This is a genomic window from Polaribacter aquimarinus (assembly GCF_003129485.1).
GTDB classification, from domain to species: Bacteria; Bacteroidota; Bacteroidia; order Flavobacteriales; family Flavobacteriaceae; genus Polaribacter; species Polaribacter aquimarinus.
Genome location: NZ_QFFG01000003.1, coordinates 1 through 19,268, shown reverse-complemented (window position 1 = coordinate 19,268; position 19,268 = coordinate 1). Strand labels below are relative to the sequence as shown.

The following is a 19,268-nucleotide window of genomic DNA, read 5'->3' as shown; positions in this document are numbered from 1 at the left end:
GATGAAAAATACTTTAAAAGTTCAAAGAGCTATTTTAGACTTAACACAAGATGATTTGGCAAAAAAAATAGGGGTTTCTCGTCAAACTATTAATTCTATTGAGAAAAATAGGTATGTGCCTTCTACTGTTTTAGCTTTAAAGTTATCATCAGTTTTTAAAATACCAGTTAATGATTTTTTTACTTTAGAAGAAGATGATTAAACTTATTATTTATTCTTGTTTTGCCTTAATAAAAGCAATTATCAATTTGTTTACTGAGCTATAGAAATTACTGCAGCTTTAAACAATTTGGCTTTGGCTTTAAAGAATGAGTTTTCTAAAGCTATTGCTTTTAATTTAGCATCAATTAATTTTACCTCACGATAATTTACCAAGAATAAAGAACTTTCTCCTAAGAAAAACTTTCTGTCTTCAGCTTTTAATAAGGTTCCATAATCTCTAACAATGTCAGTAGTTAAACTGTTTTGAGTTGTATAAGATTTTAATTCTTGTTGAATGGCATTTACTTTATTTTTTATAGTAATTCTGGCAACTTCGTTTTCGTACTTTGTATCTTGTAATTTAATTTTTGCTAATTTATAATCTCCTCTTTCTTTTCTAAGAAATAAGGGAAGCTTAAAGTTGATTCCTGCTTTAAAATTTTCAGTATTTAGAGAGTTTATTTGATTTCTGTTTTGAGTTAAAAAATTATATTGAACATCTAATTTTGGCAATAAATTGTTCATTTTTAATTTTTTATCAATAGTTAAACTTTTAATCTTAAACTCTAATGATCTAATTTTTGGATGATTATTGATGTCGAAATTTGCATTGTTAAAAAGTGCAATATTAAAAGTAGCATCGATATTATTTAATGTTGTTATATCTGGGATAATATTGTCTTGCAGTTCTACAGGTGTATTGTCATTTAACCATAAAAAATTTGATAATTCTAAAGACGATTTTATTAATTTTATTCTTGCTTTTTCTAAATTAAGTTTTCTGTTGTTTAAAAATATTTTAGCCTCTGTAGTATCTATTGCAGGTTTTTCTCCTTCAAAAAAAGCTCTTTTAGTAGCTTTAAAACGTATGTCTGCATTAATTAAGAATTCTTGGTAAACATTTTTTTCATTATAGGCTTTTAACCAGTAAAAATAAGAAATTGAAGCATTGTAAAGTATTTCATTTACTATTATTTGTTGATCTTCTTTAGCTTGATTTACAAAGAATTTAGCTTGTTTTAAGGAAGCCATTCTTTTATTAATCAATAATCCTTTTAATAATGAAGCTGAGACTCCAGCGCTATAAAGCCCCTCGGTAGGTACATTTGCTTCTGGGTTTAAAAAAAGCCCAGTATTATTTTCAAAATTTGCTTTAAACTCTAATCCATAATAGGTTGGGATTTTAAAAGCTGCGTTTAATTTGTTAAAATATTCTTTATTTTTAAACTGTTTGTTGTCATAATCGATTTCAATTTTGGGATCAAAAGCACCCCTAGATTTTAACAGTTTAGCTTCACTTTTGTTGATGACTAAGTTGGCTTGTTTTACAATTGGATGAAATCGTTTTACATAAGTCAAATATTCAGATAATGTCATAACAGATTCAACTTTATCTTGAGCAGAAAATCCAACACTAAAAAATAAGAATAAGATTAAAATATACTTTTTCATCATAAAATTTCTTAACAAAGATTAAATACTATTTCTTCTTTTTGTCAGATTTCCTTTTTTTTCTACTTCTGGTTGATAATAGTTAGGAGGGAAGCTATTTAATTGTCTCCAAAGCTCAAACCAAATAGGTACATCTTCTAAAAGAGCAATTGTTCTTGCTCCAGAACCAACTCTAATGGCTTTAGGCCACTCATGGTCTGAGTCGTCTGGAGCAAGTAAAATTCTATATTTACCGTTTTCACTAATAAAATTTTCTATAGCTACAACTTTTGCACCGTACGTTCCGTAAGACACATTTGGCCAACCCGAAAATACTATTGCAGGCCAACCATCAAATTGTACGCGAACTTTTTCACCAATGTGTAGTAATGGTAAATCTATAGGTCTTACATAGGTTTCTACAGCTAAATCGTATTTTGTAGGCATTATACCTACCAAATCTTCACCTTCTTTAAAAGTACCTCCAATCCCGCCTTTTATAGCTTTATTAATAATTCCATTTTGCGGAGCGGTAATATATAATAAGCTGTTTCTAACCTTGTAATTACTATTACTATTTTCTAATTTAGAAACCTGAGCTTCAGCATCGAACTGACTAGACTTAGCAGTAAACATGTTACTTTGAGCTTTCGATATTTTATCAGCATAAGTAACCTTTATTTGGTTTAAATCTATTTGAGTATTAATAACATTATTTTTACTTGCCAATAATTTATTTTGCTGAGAAATAAATTTCGCTTTCTTTTCTTGTAACTTTACGCGCTTATCTTCAACATCTTTTACAGCTTTTAAACCTTCTTTTTGAAGCGTTTGTGTTCGATTAAACTGTCTTTTAGCAATGTCTATATTGGTTTTTGCAGCTTCTAAATCAATACTATCACTTTGAACTTTAAGCTTAGATTGCATTAACTTATTTTTTGCTTGTTCTGTCTTTAATTTTTGTTCTGTTTTTAAAGCTGCTATCTGTCTATTTAAGGCATCAACTTTTCCTTTATAAGAAGTTACTGATGATGATTTAGCATTAATTTGTTGATTGGTTCTCTCAATTAGTTTATCATCAAAATAATCACTTTTAATTTCTGATATTCTAAGAATAGTATCTCCTTTTTTTACTCTATCTCCTTCTTGTACAAACCATTGTTCAATTCTTCCAGGAATTTGAGATTGTATTGTTTGTGGTCTTTGGTCTGGATATAGCGTGGTTACCAAACCATTACCAGTTATGTTTTGCGTCCAAGGTAAAAAAAGGGTAATAAACCCTATAATAGCTGCTGCCAATAAAAATTTATTAAAAAACTTATAATAATTTTTATTAAATATTTCTTTTCCAGATTTATAGTTTGATAAATCTACTTTTTTATGTAATTGATTGTTAGATATGTTTAACATGGTTTGTTAATTAATAGATTTAATTTCTCCTTTTTCTAACGTAATTGTTTGACTACATTGCGTTCTCCAACTTTTTTTACTACTTACAACAATTAATGCCCAAGGTCTTTCAGGAGCAGTCAAATATTTTATAATTTCTATAGTTTCTTCTAAGATAAATTGATCTAATGGGTCTTCTAAAATCATCACCTTAGGTTGTTTTATAATAGCTCTTGCCAAAATAATTTTTTTAGCAATAGTGTAAGACATTTGTTTTCCTTCAGGATACAAAACAGTATCCAAACCATTAGGTTGTTCTTTTAAGAATTGAGATAACCCTACAATATCTAAAACTTTAAAAATAGTATCATCGTTAATAGCTGGATTTCCAAAAATTAAGTTGTCTTTTATAGAGCCTTCAAATGGAGTTTCATCTGAGAGAGATAAACCTAATTGAGAGCGGTAATGATTTAAATGTAAACTACTTAAAGATAAATTGTTAACATATATATTGCCAGCAGTTGGTTGAGTTACCCCAGAAATTAATCGTAGTAATGTAGATTTCCCCGCACCACTTTCTCCCATTACTAAAATTCTACTTTTAGGTTCTAGCTTTAAGGAAATATCTTTGATAATATGCTTTTCGCGGTTGTTAACATTGTACGATACGTTATCTAATTCTATGGTTAAACCTTCTTTAAACATAGGTGTTTCTCCCTCTTGTGGCTCTAATTCTTTATCTACAACTTGACCTATTTTTTCAATTGATGTTAAAACATCGTAAAATGATTCTAAACCAATAATTAGCTTCTCTACTGAGGCAATTACCAGAAGAATAATAATTTCTGCGGCTACAAATTGTCCAATGTTCATTTCTTGATTTAATACTAAAGCTCCACCTATTAACAGCAAACTAGCTGTAACAATTACTTTAAACCCTATCATTTGAGTAAATTGCAAAATCAATATTTTAAAATGATTCTCTCTTGCTTCTAAATATTTGCTTACTAATGCATCATTTTTTTTTAAAGCCAAGTTGGTGTTTCCAGATAACTTAAAACTGACAACAGTTCTAGCTACTTCTTGAATCCAATGTGCTACTTTATATTTGTTTTTTGACTCTACGAGGCTGGTTTCTAGACCTTTTTGTGCTGTAAATTTGAATACTACATATATTAACATTAGTAATAATATTCCGAATATTATAAAAAATGGATGATAGAATGATAGCAATATCAATGCAAATACTATTTGTAATAATGCTGTTGGAACGTCTATTAATATTTTTGATAATCCTTTTTGAATTGTTAAAGTATCAAAGAAACGGTTTGCCAATTCTGGAGGATAATAGTTTCTTAATTCAGTCATTTTAATTTTTGGAAAACGATAACTCAATTCAAAAGAAGAACGCATAAAAATCCTTTGTTGAATTGTTTCTATAATTCTTAATTGCATTAATTGTAATGCTCCAGAAAAAATTACCCCTAGCGTAACTACAATAACCAAAACTATCCAAGATGTAGAGATTTGAGCACCCTGAATTAAATTAATAATTGCTTGAATACCAAGAGGTAAAGAAAGTGCAACAACACCACCAAAAATTGCATAGTAAAAGATTTGAAGTATATCTCTTCTTTCAAGTTTTAACAAGCCAACAAAACGTTGCCAAGGGGTTAACTGTTTGTTATTCATATGTTTATTTTAATGAATTATTTGTGAGTTGAATAAAAAATTGAGTAGGTGTTTTTGTATCATTACAATTAGTGATGGACGGAAAATGTTCTTTTAGATAATGCTGATGTAAAGCGCCTTCTATTATTGTGCTAGCCAAACTAAGTGCAAAGTTATAATCATTTTTTACGGCCAAAATCATATCAGCAATTCGTGTAATTACTCTTTTGTAAATTTCGAAATAGCCTTCTTTGTTCTCAGAATCTACTTCTTTTGTTAAGAACGACTTAGAACTCTCATTTACAATTATTTTATATAAAATAGTTTCATTGATATGAGAAAAATTAGAATCTTCTTTTACAGTTCTAGTAACTATAGTAATTCCTTTGTCCAATTTTTCTTTGGCATTAGAAATGCTAAATGTTTCTATAACTAATTGATATTCTAACCAAGCCCAATACCAAGAAGATAAGTATTGTAATAATTTGTGCTTACTTTCAAAATATCTATAGATAGAACTTTCATTAGAACCTATTTTAGTGCCTAATTTTTTAAAAGTAAAGCTTTCAAATCCTATTTGGTTAATAAGTGTAATACTATGTTCTACAATTCGTTTTCCTAAATTTGAAGTTTCTGGATCTTTTATAAATATTTTATCAGGAACAGAAATTTTTAAAACTGATAATAAATCTTTCATTGTTTTTGGTTTGTTTGCAAATATAATAGTATTACTTTCATTAATTGATAGTTTTACTAGAGTTTTAATGTTTTTTTAACATAGAAGTGTTAAAAACATCTCTAAACAATAAAGAAATACTATCTTTGTAAGGTTAAGAAAGAATACTCTCCTCTCATTATAACAGTTAGCTTAGGTTTATTTTGATTTTTTAATTAAGTATTTTGCCTTAACCAGTAATAACTTAATACTCTTATATTTTTAATGGCAAAATCGCAACAAACATTTAGTAAAAGTGAAAAAGAAAAGAAACGTTTAAAAAAGCGCGAAGACAAGCGTAAAAAAATGGAAGCTAGAAAAGCTGCCAAAGAAGAAAGTGGTACATCAGGAATCCAATTTGCTTATGTAGATCATAATGGAAACTTAACTGATTCTCCACCAGATCCAGATTTAAAGGTAGAATATGAGTTAGAAGACATTCAAATTTCTACGACTAAGAAAGAAGATTTACCAGAAGAAGATCCTGTTAGAAAGGGTAAAGTTTCTTTTTTTGATACTTCTAAAGGATTTGGTTTTATTATAGATGCTGTTGATGGAGAAAAATATTTTACACACGTTAGCGGTTTAATTGATCAAATTTCAGAAAACGATAAGGTTTCTTTTGAGTTAGAAAAAGGAATGCGTGGAATGAATGCCGTTAAAGTGACAAAGATTTAATCTTTTTGTACATAAAATTTATAAAATCCTTCTTTTTTGAGAAGGATTTTTATGTTTATCATAGAATTGCTTTTAAAATTAAAACATCCTTATTTTTTAGTTTAAAGACAAGATTATATTTAAATATTAAAGTATTTTCGCAGCAGAAAAACAAACTTTTAACTAAGATACTTATGAAACTTTTTAAACATTTTATAGTTTTATTTTTATTTATTTCAACTTCTTTTATTTCGGCTCAAATTACTGGTAAAGTTATAGAAGCTGCTGATAATAATCCTTTAGAATATGCAACAATTGCTTTGTATCAAACCAATTCTAAAAGTTTAATTACCGGAGTTGTAACCGATAGCAAAGGTCAGTTTTCTATAGCTAATGTAAAATCAGGAAATTATTATATAGAAGTTTCTTTTATAGGTTATAAATCTCAAAGAATTGATGCTGTTATTACTCAAAGAAAAGGAGAAAAAAAAGATGTTGGAATTGTAAAATTATCTTTAAGTACAAATAATCAATTAAGTGAAGTTGTTATTAAAACTGAAAAAAACACGGTTTTGCATAAAATTGACCGACAAGTATTTGATACCAAAAAATACCAAAGCACTATTGGTGGAAATGCAGTAGATGTAGTTAAAAATTTACCTTCTGTAACCATAGATGGTTTAGGAGATATTAGCGTGAGAGGAAGTAAAGGTTTTACAGTTTTAATTAATGGAAAACCAACACAAGGAGATGCAAGTTCAATTTTAGCGCAATTACCAGCAAATGCATTAGAAACTATAGAGTTAATTACTGCTCCTTCTGCAAAATATGATCCTGAAGGAAAAGGAGGTATTTTAAATATTATCACTAAAAAAGGTGCTATTGACGGAACTTTTGCACAAATAAATGTACGTGGAGGATTTCCTTCTATTGAGGATTATGATACAAAAGTAGCAGCAAAAAGATACGGTATTGATGCAACCATCAACAAAAGAACAGGAAAATGGAATTTATCTTTTGGAGCGAGTTATCAAAGAAACGATAAAACAGGTAGAAGAGAAGGAGATATGTTTATTGTGAATACTCCTGACAATAAAACTACTTTTTTGCCTTCTGATGGCGAGCGTAGTTTTGATGAAATTACTTATAACGGACGTTTTAATGTAGATTATACTCCAGATGATAAGAATAGTTTTTCTGTTGGATTTTTTGCAGGAAAACGTACTAAAGAGCGATTAGCAGATATTGTGTATAGCAATCATGCGATTTCTCCAATAGGGAGTAATAATCGTTTGTATGACTTTACTTATTACAATCATAACTTAAGAGTTCGAAAAGGAGATTTTGCCTTAGGTAGTTTCGATTATGCTCATAAATTTGATGATGAATCAAAATTGTCAACTTCATTTTTGTATGAATATACCTTTTTAGGAGGACCTACAGAGAATGATAATTTAGGGGAACCTAATAGAAATATTGTCTATCAACGAGAATTTAATACCAATGATAATCCCTTATATGGAACACGTTTTAACTTAGATTATCAATGGGAACCTTTTTCATTCGGAACGTTAGAAACCGGTTATCAATTTAGAAACTTAGACCATACTGGTAAATTTGTATATGAAAGAGATGGAGTTTTAGTTCCTGAATTTTCAAGTGATGTAAGTTTAAAAAGAATCATTCATTCTGGTTATGCTCAGGTTTCTGGAGCAAAAAACAAATGGGATTACAATGCTGGAGTTCGTTTAGAATCTATGGATCGAGAGTATAAAGAGACTTTAAGAAGCGATGGAAAAGAAAATGTATACGATTTAGATTTTGTAAAGTTGTTTCCATCAGCATCATTGCAGTATAAAGTTAATGATAAAACCAACGTAAAAGCAGCGTATAGTAAAAGAGTAGAAAGAACCACTACTTTTAAGATGAATAGTTTTGCAGAACGCGAACATTCTGAGGTTTTTGAACAAGGAGATAATACTTTGCAACCAGAATTTATTGATTTGCTAGAGTTAGGTATCACTAAAAAGTTAAAAGGAGGAAACTCTGTGTATGCAACCGCTTATTTTAGACATGTTGATAATGTAATTAATCGTGTAAATACCTTAGCGTATCAATCTAATGGTGCTGTTATAGATAGCATTATTAATAGAGTATATTCTAATGTTGGGAAGAGTAATTCTATTGGGTTAGAAATTGGAGCTACTTTAAAACCAACTAAAAATTGGACCAATTTTATTGGCGTAAATGTCTATAATTATGCTATTGATGGTGTTTTAAACTTTAGACATAGAGATGGAGTTGAACGCAATTACCATATTGACACAAATTCTACGATTTATTCTATCAACTTAAACTCAACCTATAATTTTTGGCAAAACGCTTCTGTGCAATTCACGTTTAATTACTTGTCTGATAGAGTTACAGCAATGGGAGAAGATTCTCGTTTTTACTCACCAAATCTTACTTTTAGAAAACGATTTATGGAGGATAAATTAACAGCCACTTTACAATGGCAAAATATTGACATGGGTTTGTTTAAAACCAATGAGCAAAGAATTACGACCTCAAGACCAAATCAGTTTTATACCACTACTAACTACGTGTATGAAGTAGATATGATTACTTTAAACCTGTCTTATACATTTAATGCGGCTAAAAACAAATCGAAGTTTATTGATAGTGAGTTCGGAAAACGCGAGTTCTAACAAAAAATAACAATAAAAAATCCTTCAAATTTTAATTTGAAGGATTTTTTTATGAATTTAAGCCTGTTGCTTTTTTAAAATAATTTTTCTAAAGAATTAGTTATTATAAAAATCCATACTTTCAACTATCAAGTCTTCTGGTACTTTACAATCAATTTTAAAATCTTCGTAATTGTTTAGTAACACAAAGTTTACTTGTCCGTTAACGTTTTTCTTATCGTGTTTTAATAAATCCATAATTTTAGAAAAATCCTCTTGTAACAAATTCGTTTTGTTGTAAATGGATAAAACTACTTCTTTAACTTCATCAACTTTTTCTGAGGGAAAACCTAATAACTTAGAAGATATGTAACTTTCACAAACCATTCCAATAGCAATGGCTTCTCCGTGAGTTAAGTTTTCTTTGTCTTCAGACTCTAGATAAAAAGATTCTATAGCGTGTCCTAAAGTATGTCCAAAATTTAATATTTTGCGTAAACTTTGTTCTTTAGGATCTTGTAATACAACTTCATTTTTTATTTCTATAGATCTAAATATTAAGTCTTTGATTTTTAAGTATTTATTTTGTTTTACTTCATTAAATAGTTTAATGTCGTAGGTTAGCCCATATTTAATGATTTCTGCTGTTCCAGATTTAATTTCTCTTTCTTCTACTGTGCTTAAATATGCATTATCAACAATTACCATTTCTGGATTTGCAAACAAACCAATTTGATTTTTTAATACACCTAAATCTACACCAGTTTTGCCTCCTACAGAAGCATCAACCATTGATAAAAGTGTAGTTGGAATATTTACAAAATCGATTCCACGCTTAAAACACGAAGCTACAAATCCACCTAAATCTGTAATTACACCTCCACCTAATGTAATTAATAGACTTTTTCTGTCGCCACCTAGTTCGGTTATTGCATTCCAGACACCAGTACAAGTTTCTAAGTTTTTATTGATTTCACCAGATTCAATCTCAATGACTTCGATAGGTTTGTCAGTATCAAAATTTGGAATAAATTTTGGGTAACAATGCTCAAAAGTATTCTCATCAACCAAAATAAAGATAGTAGAATAGTTTTTTGTTGTCACTAAATTAGAAAGTGCTGTATAGCCTTTCTCTTGAAAATGAACAGGATATGTAACTGCTTGTATAGATTCCATTACTAAATAATTGAGTTTGCAAATTAAATAGAAATTATTCAATAATTACCATTCAAATGCTATATTTGTTTTTACTAAATCGATGTAGTATGAACCTTTTTGACAACACAGAAGTTGCATTTGCTTTAAAAACGGATTCGCAGTTAGAACGCGCCTATTTTTTATTTAAAATGATACAAAATGAGCCAATGGTAAAAATAGGTTCTGCTGTAACTAATTTTGCTTTAAAAGTCCATTTACCAGTAGAAGGTTTAATTCGCTCAACAGTTTTTGATCATTTTTGTGGTGGTGTAACAGAAGAGGATTGTTTGCCAATTATCGATAATATGTACAATAACGGAAATGTGCACAGTGTTTTAGATTATTCTGTAGAGGGGAAAGACCAAGAAGTTAGTTTTGATGGAGCTTTAGAAAAAATACTTAAGATTGTAAATTTTTGTGAAGAAAAGCAATCTATTCCTTATGCAGTTTTTAAACCTAGTGGATTTGGAAGATTTGCTTTGTATCAAAAAATATCAGAAGGAGCAACTTTATCATCAGAAGAAAAAGCAGAATGGAATAGAGTAGAAGAACGTTACCATAAAGTCTGTAAAGCTGCATTAGAAAAAGATGTTCCTTTATTAATCGATGCAGAAGAAAGTTGGATGCAAAAAGCAGCAGACGAATTGATTGAAGATTTAATGGAAATCTACAACAAAGAAAAAGCGATTGTTTTTAATACACTACAAATGTATAGACACGATCGTCTCGAGTATTTAAAAAAATTACATGCTAAAGCAAAACAGAAAGACTTTTATATAGGGTTAAAAGTAGTTCGTGGTGCTTATATGGAAAAAGAACGTGAAAGAGCAGAAGATAAAGGATATTCATCACCTATTTGTAAAGACAAAGAAACTACAGATATTAATTATAATAAAGCTATTGCTTATATGATGGAGCATCCTAAAATGGCTCTTTTTGCAGGAACTCATAACGAGGAAAGTTCTTATTTATTAATAGATTTGGCAAAAAAATACAATATTAAAAATAACGATATGCGCATGTGGTTTGGACAGTTATTTGGTATGAGCGATCACATTAGTTATAATTTAGCAAATCAAGGCTATAATGTAGCAAAATACTTACCTTTCGGCCCCGTAAGAGATGTAATGCCGTATTTAATTCGAAGAGCGGAAGAAAACACCTCTGTTGCAGGACAAACCAGTAGAGAGTTGAATTTATTAAAAACAGAACGTAAGCGTAGAAAATTATAATGCAAACCGTAGAAGAAATAAAAGCACTATTGCATAGAAATAAGTTAAGATTAATGCAAGAATTGTCTCAAAGTAAAGAGGCTATGCAACTTATTCGAAAATCTACACACACTCATTTAACAGACGAAGAAAAAGAAAAAATAAAAATTCAGCTATTAGATATCTGTAAAGCAATACCAGCTTTGGCAGTATTTTTATTGCCAGGTGGAGCTTTACTATTACCACTTTTAATTAAATTGATTCCAGATATTTTACCATCAGCATTTCAAGAAGATATAGAAGAATAGTTTATAACTAACAACAAACATGAAAAAGAAATTAATACTATTGTTTATCTTACTAAACAATACTTTATTTGCAAAATCAGGTAAAGTATATATAACTGGAAATGTAGAAAATAAGACCATAGAAAATATTACGGTTTCTCATTTGAATCATCGTGTATTAATAACTGCAAAACTAGATGATAATGGAAATTTCGAAATGTCTACTAAACTTGAACAAGGATATTATTTTTTAGAGTATGGAAGAAGTACAGCATATGTATATTTATTTCCAAAGGATAAAATTTACATAAGTTTTGATGCAAATAATTTCGAAAAGACTTTAAATTTTACTGGTACAGGATCTAATAGAAACAATTATTTAGCAATTAAATCAATAGAAGAAAAAGAGTTAACTGATAACTTGGAAGTATTTTACAAAGTTGACGAGAATAGGTATTTGGAAAATATCCAGAAAGTAAAAAATATCCATTTAAAACTACTTGAAGAATATAATGTTGAACACTTTTTTAAGAAGATAGAACTGAAATCTTTAGAATATGAAAGATTATTATCAATAAAAAATTTTGAATCTAATCATAAATTTTATTTAGGAGAAGAAATATCGACGTCTGAAAATTTTAAACAGCCTATCAAAGACTTAGATATTAATAATTTAAAAGAATATAAAAATCAACCATACTATAGATATATCGTAAATTCTTATTGGAGTAAAGAGCTTGATAAAGCTGATAATATAGATGATATGTTTAAAGTATTAAGACGCGTACCTTCGCAAGAAATAGGAATTACTTTAATTAATGGATGTTTTTCAAAACTATCATCAGATAAAGGTGAGATGTATTTAAAATTTTTTAGAAAAGTTGTTACTCACAAACCCTTTTTAGAAGCGGCAGAAAAAAAATTTGAGGAATCTAAAAGTTCGAAAAAAAATGTCAAAGGAGTCATTTCACATAAATTCAGTTATGAAGACAACCAAGGCAAAATAGTAAGTATTGACGATTTTAAAGGGAAATATATTTACATTGATATTTGGGCAACTTGGTGTGCTCCTTGTATAAAACAAGTTCCTTACCTCAAGAAATTAGAGGAAAGATATAGAGATAAGAATATAGTTTTTATTAGTATCTCTGTTGATAAAGAAAAAAAGAAGAAAACTTGGAAAAATTTTATAGAGAAAAAAGAGTTAGGTGGTATTCAGCTTTTTGCTGATAATTCTTTCGATAGTGAGTTTATGAATGCATATAACGTAAAATCAATACCTAGATTTATTTTAATAGACGATAAAGGCAAAATTCTTGACCCAGAGGCTCCAAGACCTTCTTTTCAAAAAACTATTGAATTATTAGATGATATTTTGAAATAACTTCATTTGAAGTTAGTGCTCTTTTTTAAAATCATTATACACAATTTGTTATTAATCTTAAATAAAAGACTACTTTTGCACGAAATTTAAGAAGGCACATATGCAATCCATTAGAAATATCGCAATTATTGCGCACGTTGACCACGGAAAAACAACTTTAGTCGATAAAATAATTGACCAAGCTAAAATCTTAGACGATCGTAAAGAACGTACGGATTTATTGTTAGATAACAACGATTTAGAACGCGAAAGAGGTATTACAATCCTTTCTAAAAACGTTTCTGTAAACTATAAAGATGTTAAAATTAATGTAATTGATACTCCTGGTCACGCCGATTTTGGTGGAGAAGTAGAACGTGTTTTAAAAATGGCAGATGGTGTTTTATTATTAGTAGATGCTTTCGAAGGGCCAATGCCACAAACGCGTTTTGTATTAGGTAAGGCAATCGAGTTAGGTTTAACACCAATTGTGGTTGTAAATAAAGTAGACAAAGAAAACTGTACACCTGATTTAGTTCACGAAAAAGTATTTGATTTAATGTTTGCTTTAGAAGCAACAGAAGAACAGTTAGATTTTACTACCATTTACGGTTCTGCTAAGAACGGTTGGATGAGTGAAGATTGGGAAGCACCAACAGATAATATCATCCCGTTATTAGATGCTGTTTTAGAATCAATTCCAGAAGCACCTTACAGAGAAGGTTCTCCACAAATGCAAATTACATCTTTAGATTTTTCTTCTTTTACAGGAAGAATTGCAATTGGACGTGTGTACAGAGGAGATCTAGAAGAGAATAAAGATTATATGTTGTGTAAGGCAGATGGTTCTACTAGAAAAGTTAGAATTAAAGAATTGCACATTTTTGAGGGAATGGGTAAAGCTAAAGTAGCTAAGGTAAGAAGCGGAGATATTTGTGCAATTACAGGTATTGATGGTTTTGAAATTGGAGATACCATTGCCGATTTAGAAAACCCAGAAGCATTGCCAAGAATTGAAGTAGATCAGCCTACAATGAGTATGTTGTTTACCATTAACAATTCGCCTTTCTTTGGTAAAGAAGGTAAGTTTGTTACTTCTCGTCATTTGCGTGACAGGTTGTTTAAAGAAATGGAAAAGAACTTAGCGTTAAGAGTTGATACAACTGATTCAGAAGATAAATTTAATGTTTTTGGACGTGGAGTTTTACACTTATCAGTATTGATAGAAACCATGCGTAGAGAAGGGTATGAGTTACAAGTTGGTAGACCACAAGTAATTATTAAAGAAATTGATGGTGTAAAATCTGAACCTTACGAAACGTTATCTATAGATGTTCCTGAAGATGTAGCTTCTAAAGCGATTAACTTAGTTTCTTTACGTAAGGGAGATTTGTTAGTAATGGAGCCTAAAGGAGATTTACAACACTTAGAGTTTACAATTCCATCTAGAGGATTAATTGGTTTACGTAATAAAATTTTAACAGCTACCGCAGGTACAGCAATTATTAATCATAGATTTAGTGAATACGGACCATTTAAAGGAGAGTTTACTGAAGATATTAAAGGTGCTATTGTTTCATCTGCTGCTGGTAAAGCAACTGCATATGCTATTGACAGGTTACAAGATAGAGGTCGTTTCTTTATCGATCCGAATGAAGATATTTACATTGGTCAAGTAGTTGGAGAAAACAGTAAAGATACTGATATGGGAGTGAATCTAATTAAAGGAAAAAAATTAACTAATGTTCGTTCTTCGGGTACAGATGATAGTGTTAAGATTGCTCCAAAAATTGATTTCTCTTTAGAAGAATGTATGGAATATATTAAAGTAGATGAGTACTTAGAAGTAACTCCAGCAAGTTTACGTATGCGTAAAATTAACTTTAGACCGTAGTTTTACTATTGTATAATAAACAATTAAAAAAATAAAAAAAGCTCAAGTTATAAACTTGAGCTTTTTTATTGGAATTTACAGTTTTTTCATCAATTAATTCCCATTTAAAATTTGTTAATGCATGAGTATTGTTATTTTGTAGAATAAGATCTGCTCCAGTTTTGTCTGGTTGAAATTGAATAGCATAATAACCACCAACTCTTATTCTAATATCTTTTTGTTCATTTTCAATTTGTTCTTCCATGTAAAAAAAACCAACAAGTCCATCATCCATCCTTTCAATCAATTCATATCGATCAAAAAGCCAAATATTACGTTCGTTAACTAAAAACTCTTCTGTTATTGATTGAGGTTTATTATTATCTTCTAACGAACGAGAGATAAACATAAATCCGATTAAGATGATGTAAATAATTTTATTTTTTTCATTAGTACCATTCTTTTTTTTTATTCTACTATTTTTCTTCTTTTAAATTGTTTTTTATAAAGTCTAAAGCATCTAACATCGAATCATCTACACATGCTTTGTTATGCTTTCCGTTTGTAACCCTAAATTCATGTTCAATTTTCTTTTGATGAAATAAGATATGTAATTCTGCATTAGGAAGTGAGTGGAAATCGTCATCACAGGTTTGGATATACCATTTTTTACTTTTCAGAATTTTCACATCTAGTTTTTCGGCGATATAGAGAGCGTTGTTATTCACATAAACTTCATTTATTCTTTCTTTTGGGCTCAGGTTTTTTCCGTACAAATGGGCATGAAAGCGTTGATAATATTTCTCTAAATCTTCAATCATTTGTTTCTTTGTACTTATTGCACCCATAAAACTTACACAAATTCCAAACTCTTCAGGATTTAACATGGTAAATCGTAATGCTCCAAACCCTCCCATTGACAATCCCATAACAACTGTTTTTTGAGAAGATTTTGTTAGTGCGTACTTTTTTTTCATTTCAGGAATAAATTCTGATATAAACATTGTTGCGAATTTCTCTTTACCAGCATGGTCGTCTATATACCAAGATTTGCCTCCATTAGGGGAAATTATAATTGTTTCTGGAAAACGCCCTTTTACAACTAATGAATCAATTAGTTTGAAAACACCTTTAGTATGGAGACTATTATTATTTCCTCCAAATCCATGTAAGAAATAGATTGTTGGATATGTTTTTTTAGTATCATAATTCGGAGGCAAATAAATGTTGTATTTAACTCCTCTGTTCAAAACTTCACTTTGAACAATTTGATTTTCAAAAACTTTCCCTTTTTGACCAAAAATAGAGGTCTTTATTAAAAGGATAAAAAGTATTAAAAAGTATTTTTTCTTCATATCGTAATATATTGATGCCCAACTTTTTTTGTATAATAGGTTGCGGCTTTTCAACGAGGAATTTTCGGAGAAAAATCAGTAGTAGCAAAAAATGCCACTAAATTCTTTAAGCACTATTTCGCAATTTTTTATACATGCTATCAGTTGGTGTTATTGTTTTTTCATTCCCATTATCATTTCAAAATTTTTATTTTTTTATTGAAATAATTAATTTGTTCTTTGAGACAGAAATTTATTTTTGTTCAGCTATTCCGTTTAAATTTTTCGTTTTTATTATTCTTTTTTTTGTCAAATTCCCATTTCCCGAAATATTTTTGACTGTTTTCCATCCCTTCCTGTTTTCCGCCTTTGTGAAATAATACCCAATTCAATTTTCGCATTTCTAAAGGTAAATCCATTTTTTTCCACCCATTCCCATATATTCAATATGCTATCTTCCAGATGAAATTAAATCTTTCTCATTTTTTTCTTGAGAATTAATTGCTTGAAATGAAGAAATGATTAAGATTGTTAGAAGCACAAGTTTTTTCATATTATTTGTTTGTCTGTTTATTTTTTTATAATGCCATAATCTTTCCCCAAATATTTTCGTTGACTAAAACCCCTTCTTTTAAGTTTTTGGCTCTGGTTTGTGAACTTCGTTCTCCTGGATAGTAAATACTGTCTCCAGGAATTATCGGTTCTACGTCATGGGTAAAATCAATAATTTCTTCTATTAGTTTTTGTTGTAGCCCTTTATCATTAAAAACTTCAGGATAGATGCAGATATAAACTTGAGAAATGGCAGTCTCAATTTCTTTTGAACTTATTTTGCAGGTAGAGTTTCCTGCAGATAGTATAGTGGCCAGCATATCTAGTATAATAGAAAGTGCAGACCCTTTCCAGTAGCCGATTGGTAATCCGCGTTCTTTTAATAAAATTTTATCAGGATCATTAGAGAGTTCATTGTTGTCATCCCAACCTCCATGGTAGGGCAACTTTTGACCTTTTAATTTATAATCGTTAATCTTACCGAATGCAAATTGTGAAATTGCCATGTCTAATACGATATGCCCTTTTTTTCTTGGTATAGATACCACAAAGGGGTTATTACCTATTCTGCTGTCTTTTCCACCCCAAGGCGGCATGTTTGGTTTAGTATTTGTAAAAAGAATTGAAATACAATTGGCATTAGCTGCTTGTTTACCATATGTTCCACCTCTCATCCAGTGATTGGTGTTGCGCAATGCAACCATTCCCATTCCATGTTGTTTTGCTAATTCTATAGCTCTTTTTGTACATTTTGTTGCATTGACAATACCTGGACCTAGATTACCATCCCAACGTTCTATGTTGCCAAAAGTAGCCACTTTTTCTGCTTCTGCATCAATTTTAATTACTCCTTTTTTAACATATTCAATAAAAAGAGGCACACGATTGATTCCATGAGAACTCACACCATCTATTGTGCTTTCAGTAAAAACATTAGCAAGCAATTGAGCTTTTTCTAAAGAGAATTTGTACTTAACGAAAAGTTCTAAAAGAACTTTTTGAATGTTTTCGGGAGAAATTCGCATGAATACTTCTGTCTTATTTAATTGTTTAAAACGTGTTTGTGTAAGATTTGTTGCGTGTTTTAAGCGCTAAAGTTAGCAAATAAACACAAATAGAAAGTCCGCGAGGGCTTTCGTAAGTAGGCTTTAACTAGCAATGAATTATAAACATTGTTGGCGTGTCGTTTTTATTTTACCAACTCAAACAGAAACTATTTTCTCCATCTTCTCTTTCAATTTCCATCGAACCTGCTTCCGCTCCATAAGTCCAATGTCCAGCAAAATTCAGTTTAATTGGGTCAGTGTTTTTGGTTATTGTTACGTTGCTGATTTTCCAAATTCGAGTTGATTCATAGCCTTTTGTATTTCGAGTGTCAGTGTCCAAAGTCCATTTCACAATTCCATTTTCTTTTAAAGTCAAAGTAGGCGAGAGCGAGTCAGTTCGATTGTCCAAAATCAGTATTCCGTTATTTTTCAATTCAAACTTTTCCGAGTTTTCCGATATTATAGTTTGGTCAATTAACACAGCGTTAAATGGTCCGTCATCCATTCCGCAACCACTCGCAAAAGTGTACATCACATAGCCAACAAAACCTATATATCCAATAATTCCGATTCCAATAATCGAAAATGTCCAAATCAGTATTTTTTTAGTGGTTTTATTCATTTCTCAAATGCACGCCAACGTTCTCGTATAACCGTCAGTTACGGATAAATATACAATATCCTTTCGATTTAAGCACCAGATTTAGCAATTACAGAGTGGATTCGGACGTAGTCGAATCCGCCGTAATTGCGGTTATACATTGTTGTAAACTGGCTTTTATGCAACTCTTTCAATTCGGCAATTTTCACATTCAGGATGAGTTTTTACAAAATCAGCAATTGATTCATTGATTTTTTCAAATGATTCTCCGTAAAAATATAATCCAGTTTCTGCATTCCCTTGCCAATATCGAAGTACGTTGTCTTTAATATTCGCTAATTTTCTTATTTCTACAGCCAAAGCTTCAGAGTCAGAATTTTTATAAACTTCGTCTGACAGATTTATTCCATCAAGATAAATTCCTAAACCTTCCTTTTTTCCGAACTCTATTTTTTCTTCTGTTTTTTCTATTGTCAGTTTAGAACCCTTTGGTGCACCAAGTTCTTCCAGTTTTTCAATGATTAATTTGATATGATTCTCATTTATCTCGTCAGAATTTAATTGGATTTCTACATCACAATACTCCAATTCCCCAGATTCTAACTGCATAGTTCCTCCTCCAGTAACTTCTCCAATTCCATTAGTTTGTATAAATTCGTCTAAAGGGTCTTCATAAATTTCTCCTCTATCGATTGGCATTACTTTATCGTTTAGAGTTGCGACAATAAAATTTCCAGAGTATTCTTCTTCCTCTTTTTTATTTATTCCGAAAAGTTTTTTAATGAAGTTCATATGTTGGTTTAGCTTGTTTACAACGTGTTTGTGTATGATTTCGTTGCGTGTTTCAGCAACTAAATTAGCAAATACAAACCGAATAGAAAATCCGCGAGGATTTTCGTAAGTAGGCGAGTACTAGCAATTAATTTTACACGTCTTAAGTTTGTCTTTTACTAATTTTGATATATAATCAGAAAGAATAAAAGAGAGAATTAAGGTTAATATACACGGTGAAGCTTTAGACTTCGACAACATTGGTAATCCTCTCTCTTTTCT

18 protein-coding genes are annotated in these 19,268 nt (G+C 30.1%); 7 read left to right on the top strand and 11 right to left on the bottom strand.

The features are described from left to right. The first annotated feature begins 1 nt into the window (after window position 1). The gene (locus tag DIS07_RS07290) at window positions 2-202 is read left to right on the top strand and encodes a helix-turn-helix transcriptional regulator (RefSeq protein WP_109404597.1); all 201 of its coding nucleotides are present in this window, start codon (window positions 2-4) and stop codon (window positions 200-202) included. Window positions 203-252: 50 nt separating this feature from the next. Here the strand turns inward: DIS07_RS07290 and DIS07_RS07285 are convergent, their stop codons facing one another. From DIS07_RS07285 to DIS07_RS07270, 4 genes are read right to left on the bottom strand one after another with little or no spacing between them, the layout of a single operon-like run. Then, a complete protein-coding gene (locus DIS07_RS07285; protein ID WP_109404596.1) occupies window positions 253-1,653 on the bottom strand; it encodes a TolC family protein in 1,401 nt (466 codons plus the stop codon). A 21-nt stretch (window positions 1,654-1,674) separates the two neighbouring features. After that, window positions 1,675-3,042, bottom strand: a complete 1,368-nt coding sequence (locus DIS07_RS07280; RefSeq protein ID WP_109404595.1) for an HlyD family secretion protein — start codon at window positions 3,040-3,042, stop codon at window positions 1,675-1,677. A 6-nt stretch (window positions 3,043-3,048) separates the two neighbouring features. Continuing rightward, window positions 3,049-4,713 (bottom strand): peptidase domain-containing ABC transporter, encoded by a 1,665-nt coding sequence (locus DIS07_RS07275; RefSeq protein ID WP_109404594.1) that lies wholly within the window; start codon window positions 4,711-4,713, stop codon window positions 3,049-3,051. Between the two features lie 4 nt (window positions 4,714-4,717). Next, a complete protein-coding gene (locus DIS07_RS07270) occupies window positions 4,718-5,389 on the bottom strand; it encodes a TetR/AcrR family transcriptional regulator (RefSeq protein WP_109404593.1) in 672 nt (223 codons plus the stop codon). A gap of 243 nt (window positions 5,390-5,632) precedes the next feature. Here DIS07_RS07270 and DIS07_RS07265 point away from each other — a divergent pair, with 243 nt between their 5' ends. Then, window positions 5,633-6,085: a cold-shock protein gene (locus DIS07_RS07265; protein WP_109404592.1), complete on the top strand. Its 453-nt coding sequence runs from the start codon at window positions 5,633-5,635 to the stop codon at window positions 6,083-6,085. A gap of 173 nt (window positions 6,086-6,258) precedes the next feature. Next, window positions 6,259-8,772, top strand: a complete 2,514-nt coding sequence (locus DIS07_RS07260) for an outer membrane beta-barrel protein (protein ID WP_109404591.1) — start codon at window positions 6,259-6,261, stop codon at window positions 8,770-8,772. Between the two features lie 96 nt (window positions 8,773-8,868). Here the strand turns inward: DIS07_RS07260 and aroB are convergent, their stop codons facing one another. After that, on the bottom strand, window positions 8,869-9,927 hold the full coding sequence (aroB, locus tag DIS07_RS07255) for a 3-dehydroquinate synthase (RefSeq protein ID WP_109404590.1): 1,059 nt from the start codon (window positions 9,925-9,927) through the stop codon (window positions 8,869-8,871). Window positions 9,928-10,016: 89 nt separating this feature from the next. Between aroB and DIS07_RS07250 the strand changes: the two genes are divergently transcribed. The 4 genes from DIS07_RS07250 (at window position 10,017) to typA (ending at window position 14,703) form a co-directional block, all read left to right on the top strand. Next, window positions 10,017-11,180 (top strand): proline dehydrogenase family protein, encoded by a 1,164-nt coding sequence (locus DIS07_RS07250; protein WP_109404589.1) that lies wholly within the window; start codon window positions 10,017-10,019, stop codon window positions 11,178-11,180. Continuing rightward, window positions 11,180-11,467 (top strand): LETM1 domain-containing protein, encoded by a 288-nt coding sequence (locus tag DIS07_RS07245; RefSeq protein WP_109404588.1) that lies wholly within the window; start codon window positions 11,180-11,182, stop codon window positions 11,465-11,467. The genes DIS07_RS07250 and DIS07_RS07245 overlap by 1 nt, the downstream gene beginning before the upstream one ends. A gap of 19 nt (window positions 11,468-11,486) precedes the next feature. Further along, a complete protein-coding gene (locus tag DIS07_RS07240; protein ID WP_109404587.1) occupies window positions 11,487-12,830 on the top strand; it encodes a TlpA family protein disulfide reductase in 1,344 nt (447 codons plus the stop codon). 100 nt (window positions 12,831-12,930) lie between these two features. Then, window positions 12,931-14,703: a translational GTPase TypA gene (gene typA / locus DIS07_RS07235; RefSeq protein ID WP_109404586.1), complete on the top strand. Its 1,773-nt coding sequence runs from the start codon at window positions 12,931-12,933 to the stop codon at window positions 14,701-14,703. On the opposite strand, the gene DIS07_RS07230 is transcribed toward typA, so the two are convergent. From DIS07_RS07230 to DIS07_RS07210, 6 genes are all read right to left on the bottom strand, one after another. Beyond that, on the bottom strand, window positions 14,693-15,091 hold the full coding sequence (locus tag DIS07_RS07230) for a hypothetical protein (protein WP_109404585.1): 399 nt from the start codon (window positions 15,089-15,091) through the stop codon (window positions 14,693-14,695). The genes typA and DIS07_RS07230 overlap by 11 nt on opposite strands. 67 nt (window positions 15,092-15,158) lie before the next feature. Then, entirely contained in the window at window positions 15,159-16,037 is an 879-nt protein-coding gene (locus DIS07_RS07225) for an alpha/beta hydrolase (RefSeq protein ID WP_109404584.1), read from the bottom strand. Window positions 16,038-16,279: 242 nt separating this feature from the next. Further along, entirely contained in the window at window positions 16,280-16,435 is a 156-nt protein-coding gene (locus tag DIS07_RS15075) for a hypothetical protein (RefSeq protein ID WP_181374564.1), read from the bottom strand. Between the two features lie 159 nt (window positions 16,436-16,594). Further along, window positions 16,595-17,593, bottom strand: a complete 999-nt coding sequence (yiaK, locus tag DIS07_RS07220) for a 3-dehydro-L-gulonate 2-dehydrogenase (protein ID WP_109404583.1) — start codon at window positions 17,591-17,593, stop codon at window positions 16,595-16,597. Between the two features lie 169 nt (window positions 17,594-17,762). Next, complete coding sequence (locus DIS07_RS07215; protein WP_109404582.1) at window positions 17,763-18,236, bottom strand: hypothetical protein; 474 nt, start codon at window positions 18,234-18,236, stop codon at window positions 17,763-17,765. Window positions 18,237-18,392: 156 nt separating this feature from the next. Then, the gene (locus tag DIS07_RS07210) at window positions 18,393-19,007 is read right to left on the bottom strand and encodes a hypothetical protein (protein ID WP_219930523.1); all 615 of its coding nucleotides are present in this window, start codon (window positions 19,005-19,007) and stop codon (window positions 18,393-18,395) included. Window positions 19,008-19,268 lie beyond the last annotated feature (261 nt).